This is a genomic window from Mycobacterium sp. 360MFTsu5.1, assembly GCF_000383495.1.
In the GTDB taxonomy this organism is placed as follows: domain Bacteria; phylum Actinomycetota; class Actinomycetes; order Mycobacteriales; family Mycobacteriaceae; genus Mycobacterium; species Mycobacterium mucogenicum_B.
The window spans coordinates 176,499-200,346 of record NZ_KB911470.1 but is presented as its reverse complement, the minus strand read 5'-3'; the positions used below and the strand labels follow the sequence as shown (position 1 = coordinate 200,346).

Sequence of the window (23,848 nt, the reverse complement as noted above, 5' to 3'; positions counted from 1 at the left end):
AGACGACTAGGGAATGGGGTACGGCCAGGAGTTGACGTGGCAGGTCTTGCCGTCGGGCTTGACCGACTCCGGGTCGAACTTGGCGTCGTCGTTGTTGTTGGTCGAGAAGGTCTGCTGCATCATGATCGGCGCCAGCCCGCCGTTGTCACCGCAGGGCTCGTGCATCCGGAAGCCGAGGGCGTGCCCGACCTCATGGTTGATCAGGTACTGGCGGTACGAGCCGATGTCGCCCTGGAACGGCACCGCGCCGCGCACCCAGCGCGCCTCGTTGATGAACACGCGGGACTGCGCCTTGCCGCCGTCGGCCGGGAAGTACGCCGGGTTGAAGCACGACGACTCCAGCTGGATGTCGTAGCCGCAGCCCTCGCGCACCGTCATCGGCGAGGTCAGGGACACCCGGAAGTCAGGTGTCTCCGGCGACGACGCGTCGAGCCTGGTGAAGGCGAACTTCCCGTCGTGCGTCCAGCTCTTCGGGTTGGCGAGGGTTTCGGCGACCATCCGGGCAAACGCCTCGTCGCCGCCGAAACTGGTGGTGTCGACGCCGTCCTCCACCTCGACGGTGTAGGTCACCGACTTGGTGGTGCCCTGACCGATCTTGCCGGTGGTGCCCGGCACGATGTGCCAGGCCTTGGCGCCGGCCTCGGTGAACGGCCCGCCGTCCGGGAGGATGCCGGTGGGCAGATTGACGTCGAACTGCGTCAGGCCCTTGGGCGGCGCGCCGACGATCGCGGTGCTCGCCGAGTTGATGGTGGGCTGGCCGACCATCGGCACGTGCGGATGCGCCGGCGTGATCGGTTTCGGACCGGAGATGCCCTGGTAGACCACGATTCCGGTGACGACGGCCAGCGCGGGCAAGGCGTACGCGCGCCACCCGTAGGTGGATACGAAGCGACCCAGCCAGGATTGCTTGCGCCACTGCTGCCGGTCGTCCCGGTTGGACCGCAGCCGTCCGGAGTCCTCGGCCACCGGATCCCGCTGCGCACGCAAGGGCTCACGCCACTCATTGCGCACCACAGGGACGCGACCGGTGCCTCGGCCCGGGTCGTAGGTCACCGAACCAGGATGGCACAGAGCTGGGCGTACACCGGTAATGGCACGCCACCGGGTGTTCAAGTGGGACCGGACACAATCGCCGAACCGCTGGTAGCACGCGGATGGCGCGAACTAACGGTAGTAGTGTCGTGGCGATAAACTGCCGGGTCGGTCAACCTGAACAACACGTTGGGCGGCCATGAACAACAGGGGTCCAGACCGGTCCCTGAACAGTTGGTCACGGACATGTGTGCCGGACAATGCCAGATTGAGGACGTAATGAGCGAGGTTGCCAACACCTCAGACGCCAGAAGCACGCAAGCCGGAACCGACGGCACGCAGGGCGGCCCGACCACGAATCGACGGGGCAACCGCCTGCCTCGGGACGAACGGCGCGGCCAGCTGCTGATCGCGGCGAGCGACGTCTTCGTGGACCGCGGCTACCACGCCGCCGGCATGGATGAGATCGCCGAACGCGCCGGCGTGAGCAAACCCGTCCTGTACCAACACTTTTCGTCGAAGCTGGAGCTGTACCTGGCGGTGCTGCAGCGGCACGTCGACAACCTGCTGCAGGGCGTCCGCGGGGCGCTCAGCGCCACCACCGACAACCGGCTGCGCCTGCGCGCGGCCGTCGAGGCCTTCTTCGACTTCATCGAGCACGACAGCCAGGGCTACCGGCTGATCTTCGAGAACGACTACGTCACCGAGCCGCAGGTGTCGGCCCAGGTGAAGGTCGCGACCGATTCGTGCACCGACGCCGTGTTCGACCTGGTGAGCAGCGATTCCGGGTTGGAGCCCCATCGCGCCCGGATGATCGCCGTCGGCCTCGTCGCGATCAGCGTCGACTGTGCCCGCTACTGGATCAACAACGACCGGCCGATCTCGAAGGACGCAGCCGTCGACGGCACGGTGCAGTTCGCCTGGGGCGGACTGTCACACGTTCCACTCACCCGCTGACGCGGCCCGAACAAGAAAACTGCCCCTTTCCGTTGTGGAAAGGGGCAGTTTTCTTGCGTGCGGGCGGAGTCAGTCCTTGCCGGTGACGCCGAAGCCGACCCGGCGGACGTCAGCCGCGCCGATCTCGACGTAGGCGATCTTGGCGGTCTGCACCAGGAACCGGCGGCCCTTCTCGTCGGTCAGCGCGAGCACGCCCTCCTTACCGAGCGCGTCGGTCACCAACTTCTCCACTTCCTCGGGAGTCTGCGCGCTGTTGAGGAACAGTTCGCGCGGGCTGTCGGTGACACCGATCTTGACCTCCACGCTGACCCCTTTCATTCGTTTTCAAGACTTCAGTCGAGCTGCTATCGAACTCTCCTCAGGAGGCTAGTGGACGACGGCGGCCGCGGTGGCCGCGGGCACGTTCGCCGTACGCGAACCACGCCCGGAGGTCACGACGTCGTCACAGTTGTCGGCCCGGAAACACCGCCCGGCGGCACCGCTTTTCGAGGTCGCGACAGGTCGTCTCGGCGCGCTCGACCGAACCGAGTCCCGACCGTTATCCGACGGCCAGCGAGCCGACCTCATCCGTAACTTCCGCACCATTAGCATCGACGAGGTAAGTGATACTCGACCGGGGAAAGTCGCCATGAGCAGGACATATTCGCGATATTCAACACCGTCGGGGGCGTCCACCGGCAGCTACGGGGACACCCCCGACTACCAGGGCTACGACCGCGGCTACAGCTACGGCTCCACCACCTATGGCAGTGGATACGGCAGCACCGACTACGCCGGTGACCGCAGCCACTCGTACGGCTCGTACAGCTCGTACGGCTCGTACGGCTCGGCCACCGACCTGGCCGACCGACCCACACGCGAGCACACCAGCACCTACGGCGACACCGATCGGTTCACCGCGGCCGACGCGGACTACGCCGGTGGTGACGCCGACGCGGCGTACGACTACGACGACGACGACGAGATCTACGAGTACGACGAGGGCATCGACCGGCGCTGGGTGTGGGTGGCCGGCGTCGCCGGCGCCATCCTGCTGGTCGCGGTCATCTGCACCGTCGTGATCCTCGGCGGCGGCGACAGTGGGCCCGTCACCGCGCCGATCACGCCGCCCAGCACGAGCCAGTCGGCAACGCCGACCGCCTCCGCGGCGCCGTCGACCGCGCTGCGCCCCCGCGTGACGGCGGCGCCGCCGACCGCGTCGCTGGCGCCCGAGACCGTCACGACCGTCACCCCGACCGCACCGGCTCCCACGCCGGCCGAGGCCGTCCCGCCGGTCGACCCCGCGGCCGTGCCCGCGGCACCGCTGCCGAACACGGTCACCTACCGGATCACCGGCAACAAGTCACTGCTGGACCTCGTGACGGTGATCTACACCGACGGGCAGGGTGCGCTGCAGACGGACGTCAACGTCGCGCTGCCGTGGGCCAAGACCGTCACGCTGAATCCGGGTGTCACGCTGAGTTCGGTGACCGCCACCAGCGTCACCGGTCAGCTGAACTGCTCGATCAGCGACGGTTCGGGCCAGGCGGTCGCCGTGCAAAGCAACAACACGATGATCACCACCTGCACGAAGTAATCACCACAGCACCGCGGAACCGGGTGTGTGAGCTCAGCCGAGGCCGAGTTCGCGCACCCGGTTCTTGTGTGTCTCCTGCAGGCGCTCGAAGAACTCGGTCATCTGGGTCAGGCCCTCGCCGCTGGACAGCACCAGGTCGACGAGTTCGTCGTGCTCGGCCATCACGAACTGCGCCTGTGTGATGGCCTCCCCCAGCAGCCGCCGCGACCACAACGCCAGCCGGTGCCGCTGCCGGTCGCTGGCGCTGACCGCGGCCCGCACCTCGGCCACCACGAACTGGGAGTGCCCGGTTTCCGACAGCACCGCGCGCACCACGTCGGCGGCCTCGGCGGGCAGCGAACCGGCGATCTCCAGGTAGAAATCGGCCGCCAGGGCGTCGCCGACATAGGTCTTAACGAGCGCTTCGAGCCAGGTGCTCGGCGTGGTCAGCCGGTGGTAGTTCTCCAGTGCCGGAGCGTATTTCGTCATCGCCGGGACGACGTCGACACCGCGGCGCAGCAGCGCCTCGCGCAGCACGTCGAAGTGCCCCATCTCGGCGGCGGCCATGCGTGCCAGGTTGATGCGGCCCGCCAGGTTCGGCGCCATCCGCGCCTCCTCGGTCAGCCGGTAGAACGCGGCGACCTCGCCGTACGCCAACAGGGCGAACAGCTCGTTGATACCGGGATGATCGCCGGACACCGCCGGCTGCTCCGGAGTTGCCGTCTGCTCGGGCAGCGCCTGGGACCTCGAAGGCGACGGGGAAGGCATGGCCCCAACTGTAGACCGCGACTCGCGTCACAGCCGACCGGCGATGCGACCAGCTACAATGGTCTCGGCTGTAGCCAGTTCCGGGCAAGTTCCGGATCGGGAAAAGGTCCGGCGCGGGCAACGCGCGACCGGCTGCGACCAAGGAAATGTGCGTGCACGTGTTGGCCCACCTCCATCCGCGACCGACGCGGTAGACGGTTCTCCAGCTCGCCGGAACACCCGGCTGATTTCGGCAGAACCGCCCCGAGGGCCCAAGTGTTGATCGTCAGACTCGTGCGCGCGTGGACAAACAGCGAGCACTGACTCCGATGACACTGGAAGGCATCCACGCCACCTCATGACCGCATTGACTGCAAAGACAACCGAAGAAAAAACATTCGCTGACCTCGGCGTTCGGGACGAAATCGTCCAGGCGCTCGCCGAAGACGGCAAGGCCCACCCGTTCGCGATCCAGGAGCTGACCCTCCCCTTGGCGCTGGCCGGCGACGACCTCATCGGCCAGGCCCGCACCGGTATGGGCAAGACCCTGGCGTTCGGTGTGCCGCTGCTGCACCGCGTCGCCTCCGATGCTTCGCTGCCGCTGACCGGCACCCCCCGCGCCCTCGTCGTGGTCCCCACCCGCGAGCTCTGCATCCAGGTGTACGGCGACCTGACGATGGCCGGCAAACACCTCAGGGCCGGCGGGTCCGGGGAACGCAAACTCCGCGTCGAAGCCATCTACGGTGGCCGTCCCTACGAGCCGCAGATCGAAGCCCTGAAGCAGGGCGTCGACGTCATCGTCGGCACCCCGGGCCGGCTCCTGGACCTGGCGCAGCAGGGCCACCTGCAGCTCGGCGGCCTGAGCGTCCTGGTCCTCGACGAGGCCGACGAGATGCTGGACCTGGGCTTCCTGCCCGACATCGAGCGCATCCTGCGCCTGACCCCGGATTCCCGGCAGGCGATGCTGTTCTCGGCCACCATGCCGGACCCGATCATCACGCTGGCCCGCACCTTCATGAACCAGCCGACGCACATCCGGGCCGAGGCCCCGCACTCGGCGGCCACCCACGACTCCACCAAGCAGTACGTCTACCGCGCCCACGCGCTGGACAAGGTGGAGATGGTCAGCCGCATCCTGCAGGCCAACGGCCGCGGCGCGACCATGATCTTCACCCGCACCAAGCGCACCGCCCAGAAGGTGTCCGACGAGCTCGCCGAGCGCGGCTTCAAGGTCGGCGCTGTCCACGGTGACCTGGGCCAGATCGCCCGCGAGAAGGCCCTCAAGTCGTTCCGCAACGGAGAAATCGACGTCCTGGTGGCCACCGACGTCGCAGCCCGCGGCATCGACATCGACGACATCACGCACGTCATCAACTACCAGATCCCCGAGGACGAAATGTCCTACGTGCACCGCATCGGCCGCACCGGTCGCGCCGGCAAGACCGGTATCGCGGTCACGCTGGTCGACTGGGACGAGCTGACCCGCTGGACGATGATCGACAAGGCCCTCAACCTGGACTGCCCGGACCCGGCCGAGACCTACTCCCGCTCGCCGCACCTGTACGAAGAGCTGGACATCCCGACCGACGTCACCGGTTCGATCGGGGCCTCTCGGGCCAAGCCCGCCAAGAAGTCGTCTGATCCCGAGGTCAAGCGCGAGTCGAGCGCCGACAAGGACCGCCCGGCCCGCAGCCGCAGCCGGTCCCGCCGCCGCACCCGCGCCGGTGAATCGGCCACGGGTCATGTCGAGGCGTCGGGTGCAGCCGAGGGCGACACCGCCGAAGCCGGTGCGCCGGCCGGCGACAGCCCCGCTGAGTCGAGCCACTCGGGTCGCCGCCGCCGGCGGCGTCGTCCGAGCAAGGCCGCGGCTCCCGAGGCCGCGGCCGTGGCAGCACCTGCCGCCGAATAGCCGCAGGCCGCCCGAGCCCTATGGTCAAACCGGAACGACGTACCAAAGCTGATCTGATCGCCGCCGCGGCCATCGTCGTGGTGGTCGCGGTCGGCGCAGCGCTGATCTGGTGGAACAGCGATGCGCGGGCCACCGTCAGCCGGCCCGCCGACCGTCCCGCACCGGCGTTGCACGCCGCCAAGACGGTGCCCTCGACGCTGCGCGAACTGTGGACCGCGGCCAGCGGCAAGACCACCCAGCCGTCGGTTGTCGGCGGTGTCGTGGTGACCGGCGACGGCGATGAGATGCAGGGCCGCGACCCGGCCACCGGCAACGCCTTGTGGAGCTACTCGCGCGCCCGCGAGCTGTGCGGCGTCACCACCGTGTACCAGTACGCGGTGGCGGTGTACCCCGACGGCCGCGGCTGCGGGCAGGCCAGCGCCATCGACGCGAGCACCGGACGCCGCGGACCCGCCCGCAGCAGCCTCGCCGACGCCGAGGTGAAGCTGTCCACCGACGGGACGACGATCCTGTCGTACGGCGACAGCCGCCTGGAGCAGTGGCGTTCGGACCTGGTGCGGATGATCAGCTACGGCTACCTCGACGCGGTGGTCAAACCCGGCGTCCCGGCCTCTCCCCTGTGCCGCTTGGTATCCGCCGCGGCCAGCTCGGCTTCGGTGGCCGTCATGGAGGCGTGTCCCAAGCAGAACGACCTTCGACTGACGCTGCTCAAGGCCGCCAAGGAAGAGGACCAGCCGGACGTCAAGCGGGTATCGCTGCCCGGCGTCAGCGTGGACTCGGACGCACAGGTCATCGCGGTGTCGGAGACCAAGGTCGCGGTCTACCTGCCGACGCCGCAGCCGTGCGTGAACATCATCGACGAAACCGGCAACACCATCGCCAGCACGCTGCTGCCTCATGCCGCGACGCCGGTGACGGCCACGACCCGCGTCGGCGACGTCGTCACCTGGTACACGGGCGACTCGGTGCTGGTCTTCGACAGCAACGGGCTGCGCTACAAGTACACCGTCAGCGCGCAGGGCGGGCAGGCACCGATCGGTCCGGCCACCATGCTGGCCGGACATCTGCTGGTTCCGGTGACCAGCGGCTACGACACGTTCGACGCGCAGAGCGGCGCCGGCCAGACGCACATCGCGCTCGCCCGGCAACCGGTCAACTCCGCGGTCATCCCGGCCCTGGCCGGTTCGGTGCTGCTGGAGCAGCGGGGCAGCCAGTTGGTGGCGCTGGGTCAGTGACCCGAGGGATCAGACCTCAGGGGTGAAGACGGGCAGCGCCTTGTTCTTCTTCCAGTGCTTGAGCAGTGACTGCGCCAGTTCGCGATAGGCGATGGCGCCCTTGTTCTTCCGGCCCGCGAGGACGGACGAACCCGACGCGCTGGCCTCGGCGAACCGCACCGTCCGCGGGATCGGCGGGGCGAGCACCACGAGGCTGTAGCGGTCGGCCACGTCGAGCAGGACGTCGCGGCTGTGCGTGGTGCGGGCGTCGTACAGCGTCGGCAGCGCGCCCAGCAATCGCAGGTCAGGGTTGGTGATCTGCTGCACGTCGGTGACGGTCCGCAGGAACTGGCCGACACCGCGGTGGGCCAGCGTCTCGCACTGCAGGGGCACGACGACGTCGCCTGCGGCGGTCAGGCCGTTGAGGGTCAGCACGCCCAGTGACGGCGGGCAGTCGATGATGACGACGTCGAACTGGTCGGCGATCTTCGCCAGCGCGCGCTTGAGCGCGTACTCGCGGCCGGCCCGCATCAGCAGCATCGCTTCGGCACCGGCCAGGTCGATGTTGGCCGGCAGCAGCGTCATGCCCTCAGCGGTCGAGACCAGCGCAACGTCGGGTTCCACGTCGCCGAGCAGCACCTCGTGCACCGAGACCGGCAGCTTGTCGGGGTCCTGGCCCAGAGAGAAGGTCAGACAGCCCTGCGGATCGAGATCGACGAGCAGTACGCGCTGCCCCTCTTCGGTCAGCGCTGCACCCAGCGACGCCACTGTCGTCGTTTTTGCGACCCCACCTTTTTGGTTGGCGACCGCAAGTACCCGTGTCACGGTGCCCATCCTGACACGCGGCCAAGTGGCGCCGCTCACCGTGGGGCAGAATCTCGGTCGTGAGTATTGGCGTCGACCCGGCAGGCGAACTGCTGACACACCGGCTCATCCTGCTCCGGCACGGCCAGACCGAATGGTCGCGCAGCGGCCGGCACACCGGACGCACCGACCTCGAGCTGACCGAGGAAGGCCGGCAGCAGGCCCGCAGCGCCGCCTCGGCGCTGGCCGAACTCAAGCTCGACAACCCCTTGGTGATCAGCAGCCCGCGGCAGCGGGCCGTGGTCACCGCCGAACTCGCCGGGCTGGACGTCGCCGAGACCACCGAACTGCTGGCCGAGTGGGACTACGGCGACTACGAAGGCCTGACCACGCCGCAGATTCGCGAGCAGGTGCCCGACTGGCTGGTGTGGACGCACGGCTGCCCCGGCGGCGAGAGCCTGGCCGACGTCAGCGCCCGCGCCGACCGCGCCGTGGCGCTGGCCCTGGACCACATGGCGACGCGCGACGTGGTGTTCGTCGGGCACGGCCACTTCTCGCGGGCCGTGATGACGCGGTGGATGGAGCTCCCGGTGACCGACGGCATCCGGATCTCCATGGCGGCGGCCTCGATCTCGGTGTGCGGGTTCGAGCACCGCGTGCGCCAGTTGGTCGCGCTCGGTCTCACCGGCCACCCCAACCCGTGCCTGCCCGAGTGACCCCGATTTTCGTGCTGGCAGGTCCCGATGGGGTGATGCTGGCGGACGGGCCGGCGCAGGCCTTCCCGAATCTGGACGACGCCCGGCGGGCACTGGCCGACGACGACGTACCGATCCTGGTGGGCGCCTTGCCTTTTGACCTCGACTCCCCCGCCGCGTTGATGGCGCCGGCGACCGTCACATACGCCGACGCGCTACCGTTCACCGATGATCGGCTGCCGGCGGTGCGGATCGCGGCCAGCCTGCCGTCACCCGACGAACACCGGGCCCGGGTCGCCGCCGCGGTACAGGCCCTGCGGGACCCGGCGGCGGGCCTGCACAAGGTGGTGCTGGCCCGGGCGCTCGAGCTCGTCGCCGACGACGCCCTCGACCCCTACGTGGTGCTCAGCCGTCTGGCCGACGACCACAGCGCCACAGCGTTTTTCACCGATCTCAGCGCCGCCGGTGCGCCGTACTCCGGCACCGCGCTGCTCGGCGCGAGCCCCGAACTACTGGTGGCCCGCCGCGGCGATGTGGTGACGTGCAAACCGTTCGCCGGCTCGGCGCCGCGGTCCGCCGACCCCGAGACGGACGCCGCCAACGGCGCCGCGCTGGCGGCGTCGGCCAAGAACCGGCACGAGCACCAGCTGGTGGTCGACATCATGCGCGAGGCGCTCGAACCGCTGTGCAACGAGCTCGACATCGCCGCCGAGCCGCAGGTGAGCGCCACCACGGCCGTCTGGCATCTGAGCACGCCGATCACCGGTCGGCTGCGCGAGACATCCACCACCGCACTGGATTTGGCCATCGCACTGCATCCGACGCCGGCCGTCGGCGGGGTTCCCACCGCGGCGGCGGCGCGGCTGATCAACGAACTCGAAGGCGACCGCGGGTTCTATGCCGGCGCCGTCGGCTGGTGCGACAGCGCCGGCGACGGCCGGTGGGTGGTGTCGATCCGGTGCGGACAACTGTCCGCCGACCGGCTGTCCATCGACGCCCGCGCCGGCGGCGGTATCGTCGCCGAATCGGACCCCGATGACGAAGTCACCGAGACCACAACAAAATTCAGGACGATGCTGACCGCACTGGGGGTAGCGCAATGATGGGACACCACAAATGACGACGATCATCCGCCCGGTGCGGCCCGGCGACGAAGTCGAGATCACCGCGATGATCCACGAACTGGCCGCGTTCGAGAAGGCCGCCGACCAGTGCACCGTGACCGAAGCCCAGATTCGGACCGCGCTGTTCGGCGGCGCCGAATCGGGCCAGGCCGCGGTTTCGGGTCATTTCGTCGAGGTCGACGGCCGGCCCGCCGCGTTCGCGCTGTGGTTCCTGAACTTCTCGACGTGGGACGGCGTGTCCGGCATCTACCTCGAGGACCTGTTCGTGCGCCCCGACTTCCGGCGCCGCGGCCTGGCCCGCAAGCTCCTGTCGACGCTGGCGCAGGAATGCGTCGAGCGCGGGTACACGCGGTTGCAGTGGGCGGTGCTGAACTGGAACGTCAATGCCATCGCCCTGTACGACGAGGTCGGCGGCAAACCGCAGTCCGAGTGGACGACCTACCGGGTATCCGGACCCGAACTGACGGCCCTGGCCCAGGGCTGATCCGGCCGCCGTTGACGTCCCGCGCAAATTTCTTCCCCAATTCCCTTCTGCACGTGGGCCTCGGCTGCCACCATCGGTGTTGATCCGCGGCCCGACCGATGAGGCCGGGCCGGCGAAGGGACGGCAATGCGATTCCAGCGTCGCCAACTGCTGTCCAGGGTGAGTATCCAGTCGAAGCTCGTGGTGATGCTGGTGCTGTGCACCATCATCGCGGCGACCGTCGTCGGCGTCATCGGGTTCCGCGCCGGTCGCGCCTCGCTTCGGGACTCGGTCCTGAACCGGCTCACCGAACTTCGGCAGTCGCAGTCCCGTGAACTCAAGGACCAGCTGTCTGATCTGAAGAACTCGATGATCATCTACGCGCGCGGCGCCCACACCCAGGGCGCGCTCGCGGAATTCACCGCGGGATTCGACGCGTTGGCGGACAAGCCCATCAGTCCGGCGCAGTCGCAGTCGATCACCGACTACTACACCAACACCTTCCTCAAGGAGGTGCAGCAGTCCAGCGGCGCCAAGCTGAACGTCGATCAACTGCTGCCGAGGGACAACGCCCAGCGGTACCTGCAGGCCAACTACACCGCCGTGCGGAAGGACGACGACACCGCGGTCAAGGTCGACGACGCCCACGACGGCAGCATCTGGTCCGCGGCGAACGCCCGCTATCAGGACTTCTTCCGCCAGATCGTCACCCGGTTCGAATTCCAGGACGCGCTGCTGCTCGACAGCCGCGGCAACGTGGTCTACACCGCGTACAAGGACGTCGACCTGGGCACCAACATCCTGACCGGACCATACAGCGGCTCCAAACTCCGTGGCGCATATGAGAAAGCGATGTCCGCCAACGCCGTCGACTACGTCGGCATCACCGATTTCGAGGTGTACCAGCCGGCGGAGAATGTGCCCACCGCCTGGATGATCACCCCGATCGTCACCGCCGGGCGCGCGATGGGTGCGCTCGCCCTGCAATTCCCGGTCACGAAGATCAACCGGCTCATGACGTTCGACCAACGCTGGAAGGAATCCGGCCTGGGTAACACCGGCGAAGTCTTCCTGGTCGGCCCCGACGACCTGATGCGCTCGGATTCCCGGATGTTCCTGCAGGATCGGCAGGCCTACAAGAACGATGTCGTCGCGGCCGGCACCCCGGCCGACGTCGCCGACCGCGCCATCCAGTTGGGCGGCACCACCCTGGTGCAACCGGTGCCCTCGACCACCAACAAGCAGGCCCTGCGGGGCGAGTCCGGAACCCGGCTGGCCACCGACTATCTCGGCCACGAGGTGCTGCTGGCCTACGCCCCCATCACGATTCCCGACGCCGAACTGCACTGGACCATCATCGGCAAGATCGACACGTCGGAGGCTTTCCAGCGGGAGACCGCGTTCACCAGGACCATCGTGTTGACGACGGTCGGCATCATCTTCGCGGTGTGCATCGCCGCGATGTTCCTGGCTCAGCTCTTCGTTCGGCCCATCCGGCGGCTGGAGGCGGGCGCGCAACGGATCAGCGCCGGCGACTACAACATCAACGTGCCTGTCGAGACGCGCGACGAGATCGGCGAGCTGACAGAGGCTTTCAACGAGATGAGCCGGAGCCTGACGGTCAAGGAGGAGCTGCTCGTCGAGCAGCGCAAGGAGAACGCCAAGCTGTTGACGCTGTTGATGCCCGAACCGGTCGTCGTGCGCTACCAGCAGGGCGAGGAGATCGCCCCGGAGGAGCACCAGAACGTCACGGTGATCTTCACCGAGGTCATCGGACTGGACCGGCTGCAGGCGCAGTTGACGTCACAGGGGTCACTCGCTGTGGTCACCGAGCTCGAGCGCCAATTCGACGCGGCCGCAGACAGCCTCGGCATCGAACGCGTCCGCGCGATCCGGAACGGCTACCTGGGCAGCTGCGGCCTCAACACCCCGAGGCTCGACAACGTCCGGCGGACCGTCGACTTCGCCCTGGAATGCCAACGCATCATCGACCGGTTCAACAGCGAGACCGGTAACCATCTGGGCCTGCGTGCCGGCATCGACACCGGCACCGTCAGCAGTGGTCTCGGCGGCGAGTACTCCGTCGTCTACGACATGTGGGGCGCCGCGGTCAACGTCGCGTACCAGGTAAAGAGCGGTTCACCGCAACCCGGAATCGATGTCACCGACCGGGTTTATCAGGCGCTGCAGGCCACCATGACCTTCACGTCTGCCGGCACCATGTCCGTCGACGGGCAGGACGAGCCGATCTGGCGACTGGTGGTGCCGGAATGATCGCCGACGTGCTCACCTCGGCCTGGTTCTACTGGGCCGTGGGCATCGCGGTCGGGTTGCCGATCGGGCTGGTCGTGCTCACCGAATGGCAGCACGCGCTGCGCCGCAGGCACAGCTTCCTGGTGCGGCCGGTGACCGTGCTGCGCAACTACCTGCTGCCGCTGGGTGCGCTGCTGCTGCTGTTGACCGAGGCCCGGCAGATACCGGCCGGAGCGACCTCGGTCCGCACCGTCGCAACACTTTTCGCGTTCGTCGTGCTGATCCTGCTGCTGTCCGGCGTGAACGCCACGCTGTTCCAGGGGGCACCCGCGGGGACCTGGCGCAAGCGCGTCCCGACGATCTTCGTCGACGTCGCCCGGTTCGTCCTCATCGCGGTCGGTCTGGCGGTCATCTTCTCCTACATCTGGGGAGCGAACGTCCGCGGCCTGTTCACGGCGCTGGGCATCACCTCGATCGTCATCGGCCTGACACTGCAGAATTCGGTGGGTCAGATCATCTCGGGCCTGTTGATGTTGTTCGAGCAGCCGTTCCAGATCGGCGACTGGCTGGACACCGCCGCCGCACGCGGCCGGGTGGTCGAAGTCAATTGGCGTGCAGTGCATCTGGAGACCGGCGCCGGAACCCAGATCACCCCGAACTCGGTGCTGGCCGGGGCGTCGTTCACCAACCTGAGCCGGCCGGCCGACGCGCACTCGATCACCGTGACAACCATCTTCTCGCTCGACGATCCGCCGAACCAGGTGTGCGCGTTGCTCACACGCCTGGCCGCAGACCTGCCGATGCGGCGCCCTGACGGCACCGTGTCGTCGACCCCCGCAGGTGGGCTCGAATATCAGACCACCATTCCCCTGCACTCCCCCGCCGACGACGGAGAGACGAAAAAGCTCTTCCTGCAATGGGTCTGGTATGCATCCCGGCGGGCCGGCCTGCACCTCGACGAGGCCGAGGACGTCTTCTCGACGTCAGAACGGCTGGCCGCGGCCGTCGCCGAAGTCGTCGCACCGACCCTGCGGCTCAGCGCCGACCAGCAACGCGAACTGCTGGGCGCGGCGAACCTGGAACGCTACGGCATCGGCGAACTGGTCCAACGGGTCGGCGAGGTACCCGAACGCATGACGTTCATCCTGTCCGGACGTGTTCAGCTGACCGCCGGTGGTGACGACGGCTCGGAGACCTTGATCGGAATCCTCGAGAACGGCAGCTATCTCGGCCAGAGCACATTGACCCGGCAGCCGGTCATCGGCAATGCCCACGCCCTCGACGAAGTCACCGTGGTGCACGTCGAACGCGACCACATCGAGACGGTGGTACAGCGGAATCCGGTGCTGCTACAGGAATTCGGCCGGATCATCGAAGACCGCCGGGCCCACGCCCGGCGCCTGCTGAGTGCCGACTGAAACCGTCACTCCCGCTTCGAGATCCACTCCACCGTGGACGGGCTGAACAACAACCCCAGCGTGACGATGGCGACGAGCCCGACGACGATGGCGTACTGCAGCTGGCCGGATTGGAAGACGTACCAGGCGACGCCGAGCAGCAGGAGGTTGGCGAACACCCCGATGCCGCGGCCCCACCGGCGCCCGGTGATCAGTGCCCAGCCGCCGGCGAGCACCGCCCCGCCGATGCACACCAGCCAGATCGCATTGCCGTAACCGTTGACGATGTGCTGGTCGGCGCCGGCCAACCCGCGCACCACGTACACCGCGGCCCCGATCAGGCCGAGCGCACCTTCGGCAGCCACCAGGAACCCGGCCCGGCGCACGGCCGGCGGATGGATCGTCGGATCACTCACTGCGACAACCGATCTGCCAGGTACCGCACCGCGAGCTCGTAACCGATGGGACCGGCGCCGGCGATCACCGTCTCGGCCACCGCCGACACGTAGGAATGGTGCCGGAAGGCCTCGCGCTTGTGGATGTTGCTCAAATGCACTTCGGCGACCGGCAATTCGGCTGCGGTGAGAGCGTCGGCGATGGCCACCGAGGTGTGGCTGTAGGCGGCGGGGTTGATCACGATGCCGACGCAGTCGGTGCGCGCCGCCTGGATCGCGTCGACCAGTTCACCTTCGTGGTTGCTCTGCACCGCGCGCACGGAGAAGCCCAGTTGCGCCGCGAGATCGGTGACGGCCTGCTCGATCTGCGCCAACGTGGTCGAGCCGTAGATTTCCGGCTGGCGAGTGCCCAACAGGTTCAGGTTGGGCCCGTTGACGAGGAGCAGGCGGCGATCGGTCACCCACTCACGGTACCGGCTGCGAACAGGCAGAATTGTCCGGTGCCGACCAACAATCCACCGTGTCGCTGCGATACCGGGGCCGAGTACGCCGCCTGCTGCGGCCCGCTGCACCGCGGCGAGCGTTCCGCTGCCACCGCGGTGGCACTGATGCGTTCGCGGTTCACCGCGTTCGCCCTCGGTGAGGTCGGCTACCTGCTGGCGACCTGGCATCCGGACACCCGACCGGCAGACCTCGATCTCGATGGCGCCGTTGTCTGGCGCCGGCTGCAGATCGTCGACACCGAGGCCGGCGGTGCGGACGACCCGACCGGCGTCGTGCAGTTCCGCGCGCAGTACGTGCGCGACGGCAGCCGGCATATCCTGCACGAGCGCAGCCGATTCACCCGCGGCGACGACGGCGGCTGGCTGTACGTCGACGGCGACTTCGTGGACTAGCCGCCGGGCGACCGAGTTGCCGACGGTCGCGGCGCGGATAGGCTCGTCACCCGTGCGTGCCGTGCTGATCGTGAATCCGAACGCAACCTCGACGACCCCGGCAGGCCGGGACCTCCTTGCCCATGCGCTGGAGAGCCGCGTCGACCTGACCGTCGCGCATACCGACCACCGCGGCCACGCCATCGAGATCGGGCACCAGGCCGCCGCTGACGGCACCGACGTGGTGATCGTGCACGGCGGCGACGGCACGGTGAACGAGGTGGTCAACGGCATCCTCGGGCACGCGAACGGCGTGCCGGGCGCCTCGAACACAGCCGTCGGTGTGGTTCCCGGCGGCTCGGCGAACGTCTTCGCCCGGGCCCTCGGCATCAGCCCCGACCCGCTGGAGGCGACGAACCAGCTCGTCGACCTGCTCAGCGACTACCGCCGCGGCGTGCCCTGGCGGCGCATCGGGTTGATGGACTGCGGTGACCGCTGGTCGGTGTTCACCGCCGGCATGGGCGTCGACGGCGAGGTCGTGGCGGCCGTCGAGGCGCAGCGGGCCAAGGGCCGCAAGGTGACGGCGTCGCGGTACATCCGGGTGGCGATCCGCGAGGCCGTGGGCAGTGCCCGCAAGCCCCCGCGGCTGACGCTGCACCTGCCGGACCGCGAGCCGGTTACCGGGGTGCACTTCGCGTTCGTGTCGAACGCCAGCCCGTGGACCTACGCCAACAGCCGACCGGTCTGGACCAACCCCACGACGACGTTCGAAACGGGGCTGGGTGTGTTCGCAACCACGAGCATGGGCATCTGGGCGAACCTTCGATTGCTACGACGGATGCTGTCGCGTACGCCACAGATCGAGGGTCCGCACCTGATCCGCGATGACGACCTGCCGTGGCTGCGCGTGACAAGTGACACACCTATCGCGTGCCAAATTGACGGAGATTTCGTTGGCCTGCGCGAAAGCATGACGTTCACGTCGGTTCCCGCGGCTCTGAATGTGGTCGCGCCCCCAGCAAAAGCCCAGTGACCAGCGATCTTGATAACACTTTGCAAAATTTAGGGCGCAGGTGGGCCAAGTGTAGTACAACTGGTTCAGGGGCCTGCCAACGCGGGTCCGCAGTGACATTGCCCACGAGTTAACGCGCCGCTATTGACATCTGTCCAGCCTGTGAAAACATCAGATGCAACAGTGCAGAAACATTTCGTGTGCACCCGTTAACAGCCGAAGTGAAAAAACATTGCGCGCTTTGCTGCGCGCCCAGTGAGGAGTGTTGACCATGGATTGGCGCCACAAGGCGGTCTGTCGCGACGAGGATCCGGAACTGTTCTTCCCCGTGGGAAACAGCGGCCCGGCCATCGCTCAGATCGCTGACGCGAAGCTCGTGTGCAACCGCTGCCCGGTGACCACCGAGTGCCTGAGCTGGGCACTCGAGTCCGGCCAGGACGCGGGTGTCTGGGGCGGCATGAGCGAAGACGAGCGTCGCGCGCTGAAGCGTCGCAACGCCCGCACCAAGGCCCGCACCAGCGTCTAGCCACGGCATTCGAAAAATGACCCCGGCGACGAGCCGGGGTCATTTTTTGTGCCACACGGTGCCGCGAGCGTGCCGTCAGATCGCGGATCTGCCGAAGATCGCGATCTGTGTGCACGCTCACGGTAGGTGACCCAGACGCGAAATAGCTTGTGCTGCCGGGCTATTGCGCTGTGCCTACTGCGCGGCCCGGCCGCTGTGCCTACTGCGCGGCCCGGCCGCTGTGCCTACTGCGCGGCCCGGCCGCGGCGACCGATCGGGACCCGCAGCACCACATCCGTGCCACCACCCGGCGCCGCATCCATGCTCAGCGTCCCGTCGAGAACCGACGACACCTGCGTCTGCACGATCTGCAGCCCCAGCCGGTCCGAGTTCTCGAGGGTGAAGCCTTCGGGCAACCCGTGCCCGTCGTCGTGGATCACCACATCGAGCCAGCGCGCCGACCGGTCCGACTTGATGGTCACGCTGCCCTGCTCGGTGGTCGGATCAAAAGCGTGCTCGATGGCGTTCTGCACCAGCTCGGTGATCACCATGATCAGCGCGTGCGCGCGGTCGGCATCCAGGACACCCAGATCACCCTCCCGCCGCACCCGGATGGGCGCGCCCAGCGACGCCAGGTCGTTCATCATCGGCAGGATGCGGTCGATGACCTCATCGAGGTTCACTTCCTCGTCCACCGATAGCGACAGGGCGTCGTGCACCAGCGCGATCGACGACACCCGGCGCACCGAATCCAGTAGCGCCTCGCGCGCCTCGGCGTTGTTCATGCGCCGGGACTGCAGCCGCAGCAATGCCGCCACCGTCTGCAGGTTGTTCTTCACCCGGTGGTGAATCTCACGGATCGTAGCGTCCTTGGACAGCAGCGCGCGGTCACGCCGCTTGATCTCGGTGACGTCGCGAACCAGCACCGCCGCACCCACGGCCTGCCCGCCCACGGACAACGGGATGGTGCGCAGCAGCACCGCGGCGCCGCCGGCATCGATCTCCATGCGCATGCTGGAGCCGCCCGCCAGCAGATCCCGGACGTGGTTCGCCAGTTCCTGCGCGTCGAAGGGATCGGAGATCAGCGGACGCGTGACGCTGATCAGGTTCTGCCCGTCCAGCTCGGTGGCCAGCCCCATGCGGTGATAGGCCGAGATGGCGTTGGGGCTGGCGAAGGTCACGACGCCATCGACATCCAGCCGGATCAGTCCGTCACCGACGCGAGGGCTGGACCGCGACATCGGCACGTCACCGACGTTCGGGAACGTCCCCTCGGCCAGCATGCGCAGCAGATCCCGAGCGCAGTCCAGATAGGCCCGCTCGAGTGGCGCCACCTTGCGGCGGTCGGCGAGCGCGGTCTGGTGCGTGAGCACCGCAACCACGTCATTGCCGTAGCGGACCGGGACGGCTTCCAGGTTCAGACGCGAATCACCTTGTACCGCAGCGCTTTCAGCTCCCCGGCCGATGAGCCCGGTCTCGAAGGCCGCCGTGACGGCGGGCATGTCCGCGGCAGAGTTGATGGTCCCGACGGCGTCGGCGAACAGCACCGTCAGCGCGGTGTTGGGCCGAATCTGGGCCACGCACACCAGTGCCCCGTCGTCGCGCCGGACCCACATGAGGTAATCGGCGAACGACAGGTCGGAAAGCAGCTGCCATTCACCGACCACGGCATGCAGGTGGTCGACCGCATTGCCGGGCAGGACAGTGTGCTCGGCGAGCAGATCACCGAGTGTGGACACGTCGCGTTATCCCGTTCTGGGGCTTGCCTAGCCGATGACGGCGATGAGATCGCCGGCCTGGATCACGTCGCCGACAGCCACGTTGACGGACGTCACCGTGCCGGCGACCTCGGCCAGCACCGGAATCTCCATCTTCATCGACTCGAGGAGCACCACCGTGTCACCCTCGCCGATCTGGTCGCCCTCGCGAACCACGACCTCGAGCACACTGGCCACGATTTCAGCGCGAACGTCCTCGGCCATCTTCACCCCACTCGTCTATGTATCTGCACACAGGCGGTGCCTGCGGCCTCTATTGCACCACAGCACCACGGTTTGCAATTGGGTGGCGTGGCCGTGCGACACTGTAGGGCGAGCAACCGAACCTTTGGAGGACCATCATGGCCAAGCGTGGCCGCAAGAAGCGTGACCGTAAGCACTCGAAGGCCAACCACGGCCGGCGTCCCAACGCCTGACCTACGCCTTCAAAAACCGCCCGGCTCCTGACGGAACCGGGCGGTTTTTCGTTGTCAGCCTCTGACGATGGTCGTGCGGCTGATCTCGAGCTTGAGGCGCGCTCGCAGGCCCTCAGGGGCCTTCTCGCCGCTGCACTTGGTGGCGATCAGCGCCTTCACCCGCTCCTCGATGCCGTACTGGCGCAGGCAGGTGGGGCATTCCTCCAAGTGGAACCGCAGCTTGTCGCGCGTCTCCGTGGTGCATTCCCCGTCGAGCAGCGTCCATACCTCGGCGATCACCGCGGCGCATTCGGGATGCTCTGGGTCGACCGGGCCGATCGGCGGCTGGAAGTCGTGCCCCTCGGGGCGGGTGAACTCGTCGCCCATCAGGACACCTCCTGGGTGTCGAGGCTCTCTCCACGGAGGAAGCCCCTGTCCCGGGCGACGCCCGTCAACAGTTCACGCAGCTGCTTGCGGCCACGGTGAAGCCGGGACATCACCGTCCCGATCGGGGTATCCATGATTTCGGCGATCTCCTTGTACGGGAAGCCCTCGACGTCGGCGTAGTACACCGCCATCCGGAACTCTTCTGGCAACGCTTGCAACGCCGCCTTGATTTCAGTGTCCGGCAGCGACTCCAGCGCTTCAACCTCAGCTGACCGCAGACCGGTCGACGAGTGCTCGGCGTTAGACGCCAGCTGCCAGTCGGTGATCTCGTCAGTCGGGTATTCCGCCGGCTGCCGCTGCTTCTTGCGGTAGCTGTTGATGTACGTGTTGGTCATGATCCGGTACAACCACGCCTTGAGGTTCGTGCCCTCACGGAACGAGTGGAAGGCCGAATAGGCCTTCACCATGGTCTCCTGGACCAGGTCCTCGGCGTCCGCAGGATTGCGTGTCATGCGCAGCGCGCCGCCGTAGAGCTGATCGAGCAGCGGAATCGCATCGCGCTCGAACCGCGCCGTCAGCTCCGCGTCGCTCTCGACCGCGGAACCCAGCCCGTCGATGTCGGTCATCGTGATCGAGACCGTCCCTTCTGTCGCGGCGCCACGCAACAGGTCCGGTAACTCGACCGGACGTTCCAGACATGCCGTTGGCACCTGTGTCCCCTTCCGTCCGATCCTAGAGGCTGCGACCGACAAGTTCGCGAGCCATTAATTGACCATGCTGACGGGAGTAACAGCACCGCACCACACAGTTGTTCCCGGCCTCTACGCTTGCCAGCCATGGCGAGCGCGGCAACCCCGGCGATCAAGGCCCTGCAGGCCGCGGGAATCAGCTACGAGATTCGGCAGTTCCGGCACGACCCGCGGGCCACGTCGTTCGGCGACGAAGCGGTCACCGAACTCGCCGCGGACGGTTTCGTCGCGGCGCAGATCTTCAAGACGCTGGTGCTGGCGATCCCCGGCGGCCTGGCCGTCGCGGTACTGCCCGTGCCCGACAAGCTGTCGTTCAAGGCCGCCGCGGCAGCGCTCGGCGTGCCCAAGGCCGAGATGGCCGAGCAGGCCGCCGCGCAACGCGCCACGGGCTACGTCGTCGGCGGCATTTCCCCATTGGGTCAGCGCAAGGCACTGCCGACGGTCGTCGACGAGTCGGCGCTGAGCTGGGACCGGGTGCTGTGCAGCGCGGGCAAACGCGGATTGGACCTCGTGCTGGCCCCTGCCGACCTGGTCACGGCCACCTCGGCGGTCACTGCCGAGATATGTACTCCGCGGTAAGTCCGGCGGCATAGGGTGTGCGCATGACACTGTCCGGGAAGACCATGTTCATCTCCGGTGCCAGCCGTGGCATCGGCTTGGCCATTGCCAAGAAGTTCGCGGCCGACGGCGCGAACGTCGCGTTGCTCGCCAAGACCGCCGAGCGCCATCCCAAGCTCGACGGCACCGTCTACACCGCGGCCAAGGAGATCGAGGAGGTCGGCGGCCAGGCGCTGCCGATCGTCGGCGACGTCCGCGATCCCGACTCGGTGACTGCCGCCGTGGCCCAGGCCGTCGCGCAGTTCGGCGCCATCGACGTCTGCGTCAACAACGCCTCGGCCATCAACCTCGGCTCCATCGAGGAAGTCCCGATGAAGCGCTTCGACCTGATGAACGGCATTCAGATCCGCGGCACCTACGCCGTCTCGCAGGCGTGTATCCCCCACATGAAGGGCCGCGAGAACCCGCACATCCTGACGCTGTCGCCGCCGATCCGGATGGAATCGGAGTGGCTGAAGCCGACCGCCTACATGATGGCGAAGTATGGAATGACGTTGTGCGCGTTGGGTATCGCCGAAGAGATGCGCGAGGCCGGCATCGCCTCGAACACGCTGTGGCCGCGCACCCTGGTCGCCACCGCCGCGGTGCAGAACCTGCTCGGCGGCGACGAGGCGATGGCCAAGGCCCGCAAGCCCGAGGTGTACTCCGACGCCGCCTACGCCATCTTCAACAAGCCGGCCCGCGAATACACCGGGCAGAGCCTGCTGTGCGAGGACGTGCTGCTGGACTCCGGCGTCACCGACCTGTCGGTGTACAACTGCACGCCGAATGCCGAACTCGGCGTCGACCTGTGGGTGGACACCCCCAACCCGCCCGGATACACCGGCCCCTAATCGGTGGCCGGGCAGATCTCGACACCGGTGACCATGGGCGGCCACGCCACCGTCACCTCCACGAGAGCGGCCAGCGGCGCGATCGCGGGAAACGCCCGGTCCCACTGTTTCTGCACCTGCTGCACCGCATGCGGGTGCAGAAACGTCCAGGCCATCCCGACAAGCAGGTACGGCAGCGCCATCCACAGCAGGAATTCGGCCATCGCACCGACGCTGACCCGCCGGCTGAGCAAGCGCCGCATCAGATCAACGCCCCATCCCGGCGAATCTGCCTGCGTACGTAGGCCAGCAGCACGTAGCTACCGGCCTGCCGGACGAACAGCGGCAGGAACCGGTTGACGAATGCGACGAGCCGGAACAGCGTCTCGAACAGATACTGGCGGCCGCTGCCCCACGACATCCGCATCGCATCGCGGAACACCGGCGCCAGGAAGCCGCCCGTGAGGAACGCCAGCAGCGGCCGAAACGGCAGGGCCAGAACCGGATTGATCATCTTGAGCCGCACCAGATCGGTCAGATAGGCGCGGACGGCGTCGTCCATGGCGACCTTGGCGCAGGCCGCGGTCCAGTAGTCGTCGAACTCGGCCCGGGTCGCGGGCCACTGGTCGTCGGTGACCTGCAGCGTGGTGCCGAGCGGGGCGGCCGACCGGTAGAACTGTTCGGCCAGTTCGGGTGTCAGCTCGCCGCGCAGCAGTTGGTAGACGTCCTCCATGCCGACGAACAGGCACGCGGCGACCCACATCTGCAGGTCGCGGTCAAAAGCGTTGTAGCGCACCGGGCTGTCGGGGCCGGACTGCACCTGGCGGTGCGCGGTGTCGACCGCCTTGCGCATCGCCGCCCGGTCCTCGTCATTGCCGAGGATGGCCACCGCGAGGTACTGGAACGTGGTGCGGGCGCGCTTCCACGGATGTTTGAGCAGGTTCCCCGAATCGACCTTGCTCTCCACCACGCCGTGCCCGACGCCCGGCCACGACAGCTGCATGATGACGTTGGCGGCGCTGGCGGCCGCGCCCCAGAAGTCGGCGGCATCGGCGATGGTCACCGGGTACTCGTCCCAGCGCGACGTGCGCCGCCGAATCTGGATGCGGCAGTCCGCGAGGGTCAACGCGGGTGAATCGCCCGTCATGGCAGGCACATGTTCGTCAGCAACAGCATCGGCCAGAACACCACCGTCCGAGCGAAGACCAGCACCCGCTCGAGACCGTGCGCCGCCTCGAACGCGCTGGTGTGGGTCACGGCCCACAGCACGCCGAGCACCAGATACGGCGCGGCGAGCATGGCGGCGGTGCCCAGCCACTCCGCGATCGTCATCTCGAAACCGAATATGCCCGGAGCACGTTCTTCGTCGTCGGTCATGGTGCTTTCAACCTAGGCATACAGTGGCCGCATGTCGACGTGGTCAGTCGGACGGTATGAGGCCGTCGCCGAGTTCATCGCACCCATCGCCTTCGAGGTGGTCGACGCGGTGCCGCATGGGCCCGGGACCGCACTGGTCGATCTGGCCTGTGGGACCGGTAACGCGTCGCTGTATGCGGCCGGCCTCGGCGCACAGGTCACCGGTGTCGACATCACGCCGGAGCTGCTCGCCATCGCCGCCGCCAAACCCGGCGGCGACGCGGTCAACTGGGTCAGTGCCGACGCGTCGGCGACCGGACTGCCCGACGCCTCCTTCGACGCCGCGGTGTCCAACATGGGCGTCATCTTCGTCGAACCGACCGCGATGGTCGCCGAGCTGGCGAGGCTGCTCAAACCCGGTGCTGCCCTCGGATTTTCGACATGGGTCAAGGCCGGTGACAATCCGTTCTTCACCCCGGTCGTCGAGGTGCTGGGACAACCGGAGCCCGGCCCGTACTCGCCCGATCAGTGGGGTGTACCCGAGCTCATCCATGAGCGGCTGGATGCCGATTTCGCCGACGTCGCGATCGAAAACAGCGTGCTCGTCTGGCAATTCGGCTCGGTGGCGGACGCCCTACGCTTCGTCACCGACGAATCCCCCATGCACGTCACCACGTTGACCTATCTGGACGACGAGACCCGGAGCCGACTCATCGCCGCTTTCACCGCGGCGTTCACCGCGCACGAAGCCGCCGACGGCACCGTCGCCTTCGACGCGCCGTACGCGGTGATCACGGGACGTCGCCGGGGCTGAAT

Annotated in this window: 29 protein-coding genes; 16 read left to right on the top strand and 13 right to left on the bottom strand. The window is 67.7% G+C overall.

The genetic code is table 11. The features are described from left to right. Positions 1–6: 6 nt before the first annotated feature. Positions 7–1,053 carry a DUF3152 domain-containing protein gene (locus H289_RS0121935; protein ID WP_029105577.1) on the bottom strand — a complete coding sequence of 349 codons (1,047 nt, stop codon included), beginning with the start codon at positions 1,051–1,053 and terminating at the stop codon, positions 7–9. 258 nt (positions 1,054–1,311) lie between these two features. Here H289_RS0121935 and fasR point away from each other — a divergent pair, with 258 nt between their 5' ends. Then, positions 1,312–1,989, top strand: a complete 678-nt coding sequence (fasR, locus tag H289_RS0121930; protein ID WP_020102979.1) for an HTH-type transcriptional activator FasR — start codon at positions 1,312–1,314, stop codon at positions 1,987–1,989. Positions 1,990–2,058: 69 nt separating this feature from the next. Here the strand turns inward: fasR and H289_RS0121925 are convergent, their stop codons facing one another. Then, positions 2,059–2,292 carry a DUF3107 domain-containing protein gene (locus tag H289_RS0121925; protein ID WP_029105576.1) on the bottom strand — a complete coding sequence of 78 codons (234 nt, stop codon included), beginning with the start codon at positions 2,290–2,292 and terminating at the stop codon, positions 2,059–2,061. 325 nt (positions 2,293–2,617) lie between these two features. Between H289_RS0121925 and H289_RS31010 the strand changes: the two genes are divergently transcribed. Continuing rightward, positions 2,618–3,565 carry a hypothetical protein gene (locus H289_RS31010; protein ID WP_020102977.1) on the top strand — a complete coding sequence of 316 codons (948 nt, stop codon included), beginning with the start codon at positions 2,618–2,620 and terminating at the stop codon, positions 3,563–3,565. A gap of 33 nt (positions 3,566–3,598) precedes the next feature. Here H289_RS31010 and H289_RS0121915 read toward each other — a convergent pair whose 3' ends face one another. Continuing rightward, positions 3,599–4,312, bottom strand: a complete 714-nt coding sequence (locus H289_RS0121915) for a ferritin-like fold-containing protein (protein ID WP_029105575.1) — start codon at positions 4,310–4,312, stop codon at positions 3,599–3,601. A 337-nt stretch (positions 4,313–4,649) separates the two neighbouring features. Here H289_RS0121915 and H289_RS0121910 point away from each other — a divergent pair, with 337 nt between their 5' ends. Then, on the top strand, positions 4,650–6,200 hold the full coding sequence (locus H289_RS0121910) for a DEAD/DEAH box helicase (RefSeq protein ID WP_020102975.1): 1,551 nt from the start codon (positions 4,650–4,652) through the stop codon (positions 6,198–6,200). 20 nt (positions 6,201–6,220) lie between these two features. Beyond that, on the top strand, positions 6,221–7,435 hold the full coding sequence (locus H289_RS0121905) for an Rv3212 family protein (RefSeq protein ID WP_020102974.1): 1,215 nt from the start codon (positions 6,221–6,223) through the stop codon (positions 7,433–7,435). Positions 7,436–7,444: 9 nt separating this feature from the next. On the opposite strand, the gene H289_RS0121900 is transcribed toward H289_RS0121905, so the two are convergent. Further along, entirely contained in the window at positions 7,445–8,248 is an 804-nt protein-coding gene (locus H289_RS0121900) for a ParA family protein (RefSeq protein WP_036421040.1), read from the bottom strand. A 50-nt stretch (positions 8,249–8,298) separates the two neighbouring features. Here H289_RS0121900 and H289_RS0121895 point away from each other — a divergent pair, with 50 nt between their 5' ends. From H289_RS0121895 to H289_RS0121875, 5 genes are all read left to right on the top strand, one after another. Beyond that, entirely contained in the window at positions 8,299–8,934 is a 636-nt protein-coding gene (locus H289_RS0121895) for an acid phosphatase (protein ID WP_020102972.1), read from the top strand. A gap of 35 nt (positions 8,935–8,969) precedes the next feature. Continuing rightward, positions 8,970–10,016 (top strand): isochorismate synthase, encoded by a 1,047-nt coding sequence (locus tag H289_RS0121890; protein WP_051128563.1) that lies wholly within the window; start codon positions 8,970–8,972, stop codon positions 10,014–10,016. 13 nt (positions 10,017–10,029) lie between these two features. Next, the gene (locus H289_RS0121885; RefSeq protein ID WP_020102970.1) at positions 10,030–10,521 is read left to right on the top strand and encodes a GNAT family N-acetyltransferase; all 492 of its coding nucleotides are present in this window, start codon (positions 10,030–10,032) and stop codon (positions 10,519–10,521) included. Between the two features lie 126 nt (positions 10,522–10,647). Then, positions 10,648–12,774: an adenylate/guanylate cyclase domain-containing protein gene (locus H289_RS0121880; protein WP_020102969.1), complete on the top strand. Its 2,127-nt coding sequence runs from the start codon at positions 10,648–10,650 to the stop codon at positions 12,772–12,774. Continuing rightward, complete coding sequence (locus H289_RS0121875) at positions 12,774–14,171, top strand: mechanosensitive ion channel family protein (RefSeq protein WP_029105572.1); 1,398 nt, start codon at positions 12,774–12,776, stop codon at positions 14,169–14,171. Before H289_RS0121880 ends, H289_RS0121875 begins: the two co-directional genes overlap by 1 nt. A 5-nt stretch (positions 14,172–14,176) precedes the next feature. Here H289_RS0121875 and H289_RS0121870 read toward each other — a convergent pair whose 3' ends face one another. Then, positions 14,177–14,566: a hypothetical protein gene (locus H289_RS0121870; RefSeq protein ID WP_020102967.1), complete on the bottom strand. Its 390-nt coding sequence runs from the start codon at positions 14,564–14,566 to the stop codon at positions 14,177–14,179. After that, positions 14,563–15,006, bottom strand: a complete 444-nt coding sequence (gene aroQ, locus H289_RS0121865; RefSeq protein WP_020102966.1) for a type II 3-dehydroquinate dehydratase — start codon at positions 15,004–15,006, stop codon at positions 14,563–14,565. Before aroQ ends, H289_RS0121870 begins: the two co-directional genes overlap by 4 nt. 39 nt (positions 15,007–15,045) lie before the next feature. Here aroQ and H289_RS0121860 point away from each other — a divergent pair, with 39 nt between their 5' ends. From H289_RS0121860 to whiB1, 3 genes are all read left to right on the top strand, one after another. Continuing rightward, positions 15,046–15,441 carry a YchJ family protein gene (locus tag H289_RS0121860; protein ID WP_020102965.1) on the top strand — a complete coding sequence of 132 codons (396 nt, stop codon included), beginning with the start codon at positions 15,046–15,048 and terminating at the stop codon, positions 15,439–15,441. 52 nt (positions 15,442–15,493) lie between these two features. Further along, the gene (locus H289_RS0121855; RefSeq protein ID WP_020102964.1) at positions 15,494–16,453 is read left to right on the top strand and encodes a diacylglycerol/lipid kinase family protein; all 960 of its coding nucleotides are present in this window, start codon (positions 15,494–15,496) and stop codon (positions 16,451–16,453) included. Between the two features lie 250 nt (positions 16,454–16,703). After that, positions 16,704–16,958 carry a transcriptional regulator WhiB1 gene (gene whiB1 / locus H289_RS0121850; protein WP_020102963.1) on the top strand — a complete coding sequence of 85 codons (255 nt, stop codon included), beginning with the start codon at positions 16,704–16,706 and terminating at the stop codon, positions 16,956–16,958. A 224-nt stretch (positions 16,959–17,182) separates the two neighbouring features. Here whiB1 and H289_RS0121845 read toward each other — a convergent pair whose 3' ends face one another. After that, positions 17,183–18,676, bottom strand: coding sequence for a sensor histidine kinase (locus H289_RS0121845; protein WP_020102962.1), 1,494 nt, complete (start codon positions 18,674–18,676; stop codon positions 17,183–17,185). A gap of 27 nt (positions 18,677–18,703) precedes the next feature. After that, positions 18,704–18,919: a biotin/lipoyl-binding carrier protein gene (locus H289_RS0121840; RefSeq protein ID WP_036421130.1), complete on the bottom strand. Its 216-nt coding sequence runs from the start codon at positions 18,917–18,919 to the stop codon at positions 18,704–18,706. 137 nt (positions 18,920–19,056) lie between these two features. Between H289_RS0121840 and H289_RS34100 the strand changes: the two genes are divergently transcribed. Beyond that, positions 19,057–19,131: a 50S ribosomal protein bL37 gene (locus H289_RS34100; protein ID WP_085976028.1), complete on the top strand. Its 75-nt coding sequence runs from the start codon at positions 19,057–19,059 to the stop codon at positions 19,129–19,131. A gap of 54 nt (positions 19,132–19,185) precedes the next feature. Here the strand turns inward: H289_RS34100 and rsrA are convergent, their stop codons facing one another. Further along, complete coding sequence (gene rsrA, locus H289_RS0121835; RefSeq protein WP_020102960.1) at positions 19,186–19,497, bottom strand: mycothiol system anti-sigma-R factor; 312 nt, start codon at positions 19,495–19,497, stop codon at positions 19,186–19,188. Then, positions 19,497–20,123 carry a sigma-70 family RNA polymerase sigma factor gene (locus H289_RS0121830; RefSeq protein WP_020102959.1) on the bottom strand — a complete coding sequence of 209 codons (627 nt, stop codon included), beginning with the start codon at positions 20,121–20,123 and terminating at the stop codon, positions 19,497–19,499. The genes rsrA and H289_RS0121830 overlap by 1 nt, the downstream gene beginning before the upstream one ends. 210 nt (positions 20,124–20,333) lie before the next feature. On the opposite strand from H289_RS0121830, the gene H289_RS0121825 reads away from it, so the two are divergent. Next, positions 20,334–20,825, top strand: coding sequence for an aminoacyl-tRNA deacylase (locus H289_RS0121825; protein ID WP_020102958.1), 492 nt, complete (start codon positions 20,334–20,336; stop codon positions 20,823–20,825). Between the two features lie 23 nt (positions 20,826–20,848). Next, complete coding sequence (locus tag H289_RS0121820; protein WP_020102957.1) at positions 20,849–21,697, top strand: SDR family oxidoreductase; 849 nt, start codon at positions 20,849–20,851, stop codon at positions 21,695–21,697. Here H289_RS0121820 and H289_RS0121815 read toward each other — a convergent pair. From H289_RS0121815 to H289_RS0121805, 3 genes are read right to left on the bottom strand one after another with little or no spacing between them, the layout of a single operon-like run. Further along, complete coding sequence (locus H289_RS0121815) at positions 21,694–21,939, bottom strand: hypothetical protein (protein WP_020102956.1); 246 nt, start codon at positions 21,937–21,939, stop codon at positions 21,694–21,696. The genes H289_RS0121820 and H289_RS0121815 overlap by 4 nt on opposite strands. After that, positions 21,939–22,823 carry an oxygenase MpaB family protein gene (locus H289_RS0121810; RefSeq protein ID WP_020102955.1) on the bottom strand — a complete coding sequence of 295 codons (885 nt, stop codon included), beginning with the start codon at positions 22,821–22,823 and terminating at the stop codon, positions 21,939–21,941. The genes H289_RS0121815 and H289_RS0121810 overlap by 1 nt, the downstream gene beginning before the upstream one ends. Continuing rightward, on the bottom strand, positions 22,820–23,053 hold the full coding sequence (locus H289_RS0121805) for a hypothetical protein (RefSeq protein ID WP_020102954.1): 234 nt from the start codon (positions 23,051–23,053) through the stop codon (positions 22,820–22,822). Before H289_RS0121805 ends, H289_RS0121810 begins: the two co-directional genes overlap by 4 nt. Positions 23,054–23,084: 31 nt before the next feature. On the opposite strand from H289_RS0121805, the gene H289_RS0121800 reads away from it, so the two are divergent. Next, entirely contained in the window at positions 23,085–23,846 is a 762-nt protein-coding gene (locus tag H289_RS0121800; protein ID WP_020102953.1) for a class I SAM-dependent methyltransferase, read from the top strand. Positions 23,847–23,848: the final 2 nt, after the last annotated feature.

Bases quoted from the DNA above. Each gene is read 5' to 3' on its own strand.
- fasR (WP_020102979.1), top strand. From the start codon at position 1,312: ATGAGCGAGGTTGCCAACACCTCAGACGCCAGAAGCACGCAAGCCGGA.
- H289_RS0121885 (WP_020102970.1), top strand. From the start codon at position 10,030: ATGACGACGATCATCCGCCCGGTGCGGCCCGGCGACGAAGTCGAGATC.
- whiB1 (WP_020102963.1), top strand. From the start codon at position 16,704: ATGGATTGGCGCCACAAGGCGGTCTGTCGCGACGAGGATCCGGAACTG.
- H289_RS0121830 (WP_020102959.1), bottom strand. From the start codon at position 20,123: ATGACCGACATCGACGGGCTGGGTTCCGCGGTCGAGAGCGACGCGGAG.
- H289_RS0121910 (WP_020102975.1), top strand. From the start codon at position 4,650: ATGACCGCATTGACTGCAAAGACAACCGAAGAAAAAACATTCGCTGAC.
- H289_RS31010 (WP_020102977.1), top strand. From the start codon at position 2,618: ATGAGCAGGACATATTCGCGATATTCAACACCGTCGGGGGCGTCCACC.
- H289_RS0121890 (WP_051128563.1), top strand. From the start codon at position 8,970: ATGCTGGCGGACGGGCCGGCGCAGGCCTTCCCGAATCTGGACGACGCC.
- H289_RS0121880 (WP_020102969.1), top strand. From the start codon at position 10,648: ATGCGATTCCAGCGTCGCCAACTGCTGTCCAGGGTGAGTATCCAGTCG.
- H289_RS0121825 (WP_020102958.1), top strand. From the start codon at position 20,334: ATGGCGAGCGCGGCAACCCCGGCGATCAAGGCCCTGCAGGCCGCGGGA.
- H289_RS0121820 (WP_020102957.1), top strand. From the start codon at position 20,849: ATGACACTGTCCGGGAAGACCATGTTCATCTCCGGTGCCAGCCGTGGC.
- H289_RS0121915 (WP_029105575.1), bottom strand. From the start codon at position 4,312: ATGCCTTCCCCGTCGCCTTCGAGGTCCCAGGCGCTGCCCGAGCAGACG.
- H289_RS0121815 (WP_020102956.1), bottom strand. From the start codon at position 21,939: ATGCGGCGCTTGCTCAGCCGGCGGGTCAGCGTCGGTGCGATGGCCGAA.
- H289_RS0121840 (WP_036421130.1), bottom strand. From the start codon at position 18,919: ATGGCCGAGGACGTTCGCGCTGAAATCGTGGCCAGTGTGCTCGAGGTC.
- rsrA (WP_020102960.1), bottom strand. From the start codon at position 19,497: ATGGGCGACGAGTTCACCCGCCCCGAGGGGCACGACTTCCAGCCGCCG.
- H289_RS0121905 (WP_020102974.1), top strand. From the start codon at position 6,221: ATGGTCAAACCGGAACGACGTACCAAAGCTGATCTGATCGCCGCCGCG.
- H289_RS0121810 (WP_020102955.1), bottom strand. From the start codon at position 22,823: ATGACGGGCGATTCACCCGCGTTGACCCTCGCGGACTGCCGCATCCAG.
- H289_RS0121800 (WP_020102953.1), top strand. From the start codon at position 23,085: ATGTCGACGTGGTCAGTCGGACGGTATGAGGCCGTCGCCGAGTTCATC.
- H289_RS0121900 (WP_036421040.1), bottom strand. From the start codon at position 8,248: ATGGGCACCGTGACACGGGTACTTGCGGTCGCCAACCAAAAAGGTGGG.
- H289_RS0121805 (WP_020102954.1), bottom strand. From the start codon at position 23,053: ATGACCGACGACGAAGAACGTGCTCCGGGCATATTCGGTTTCGAGATG.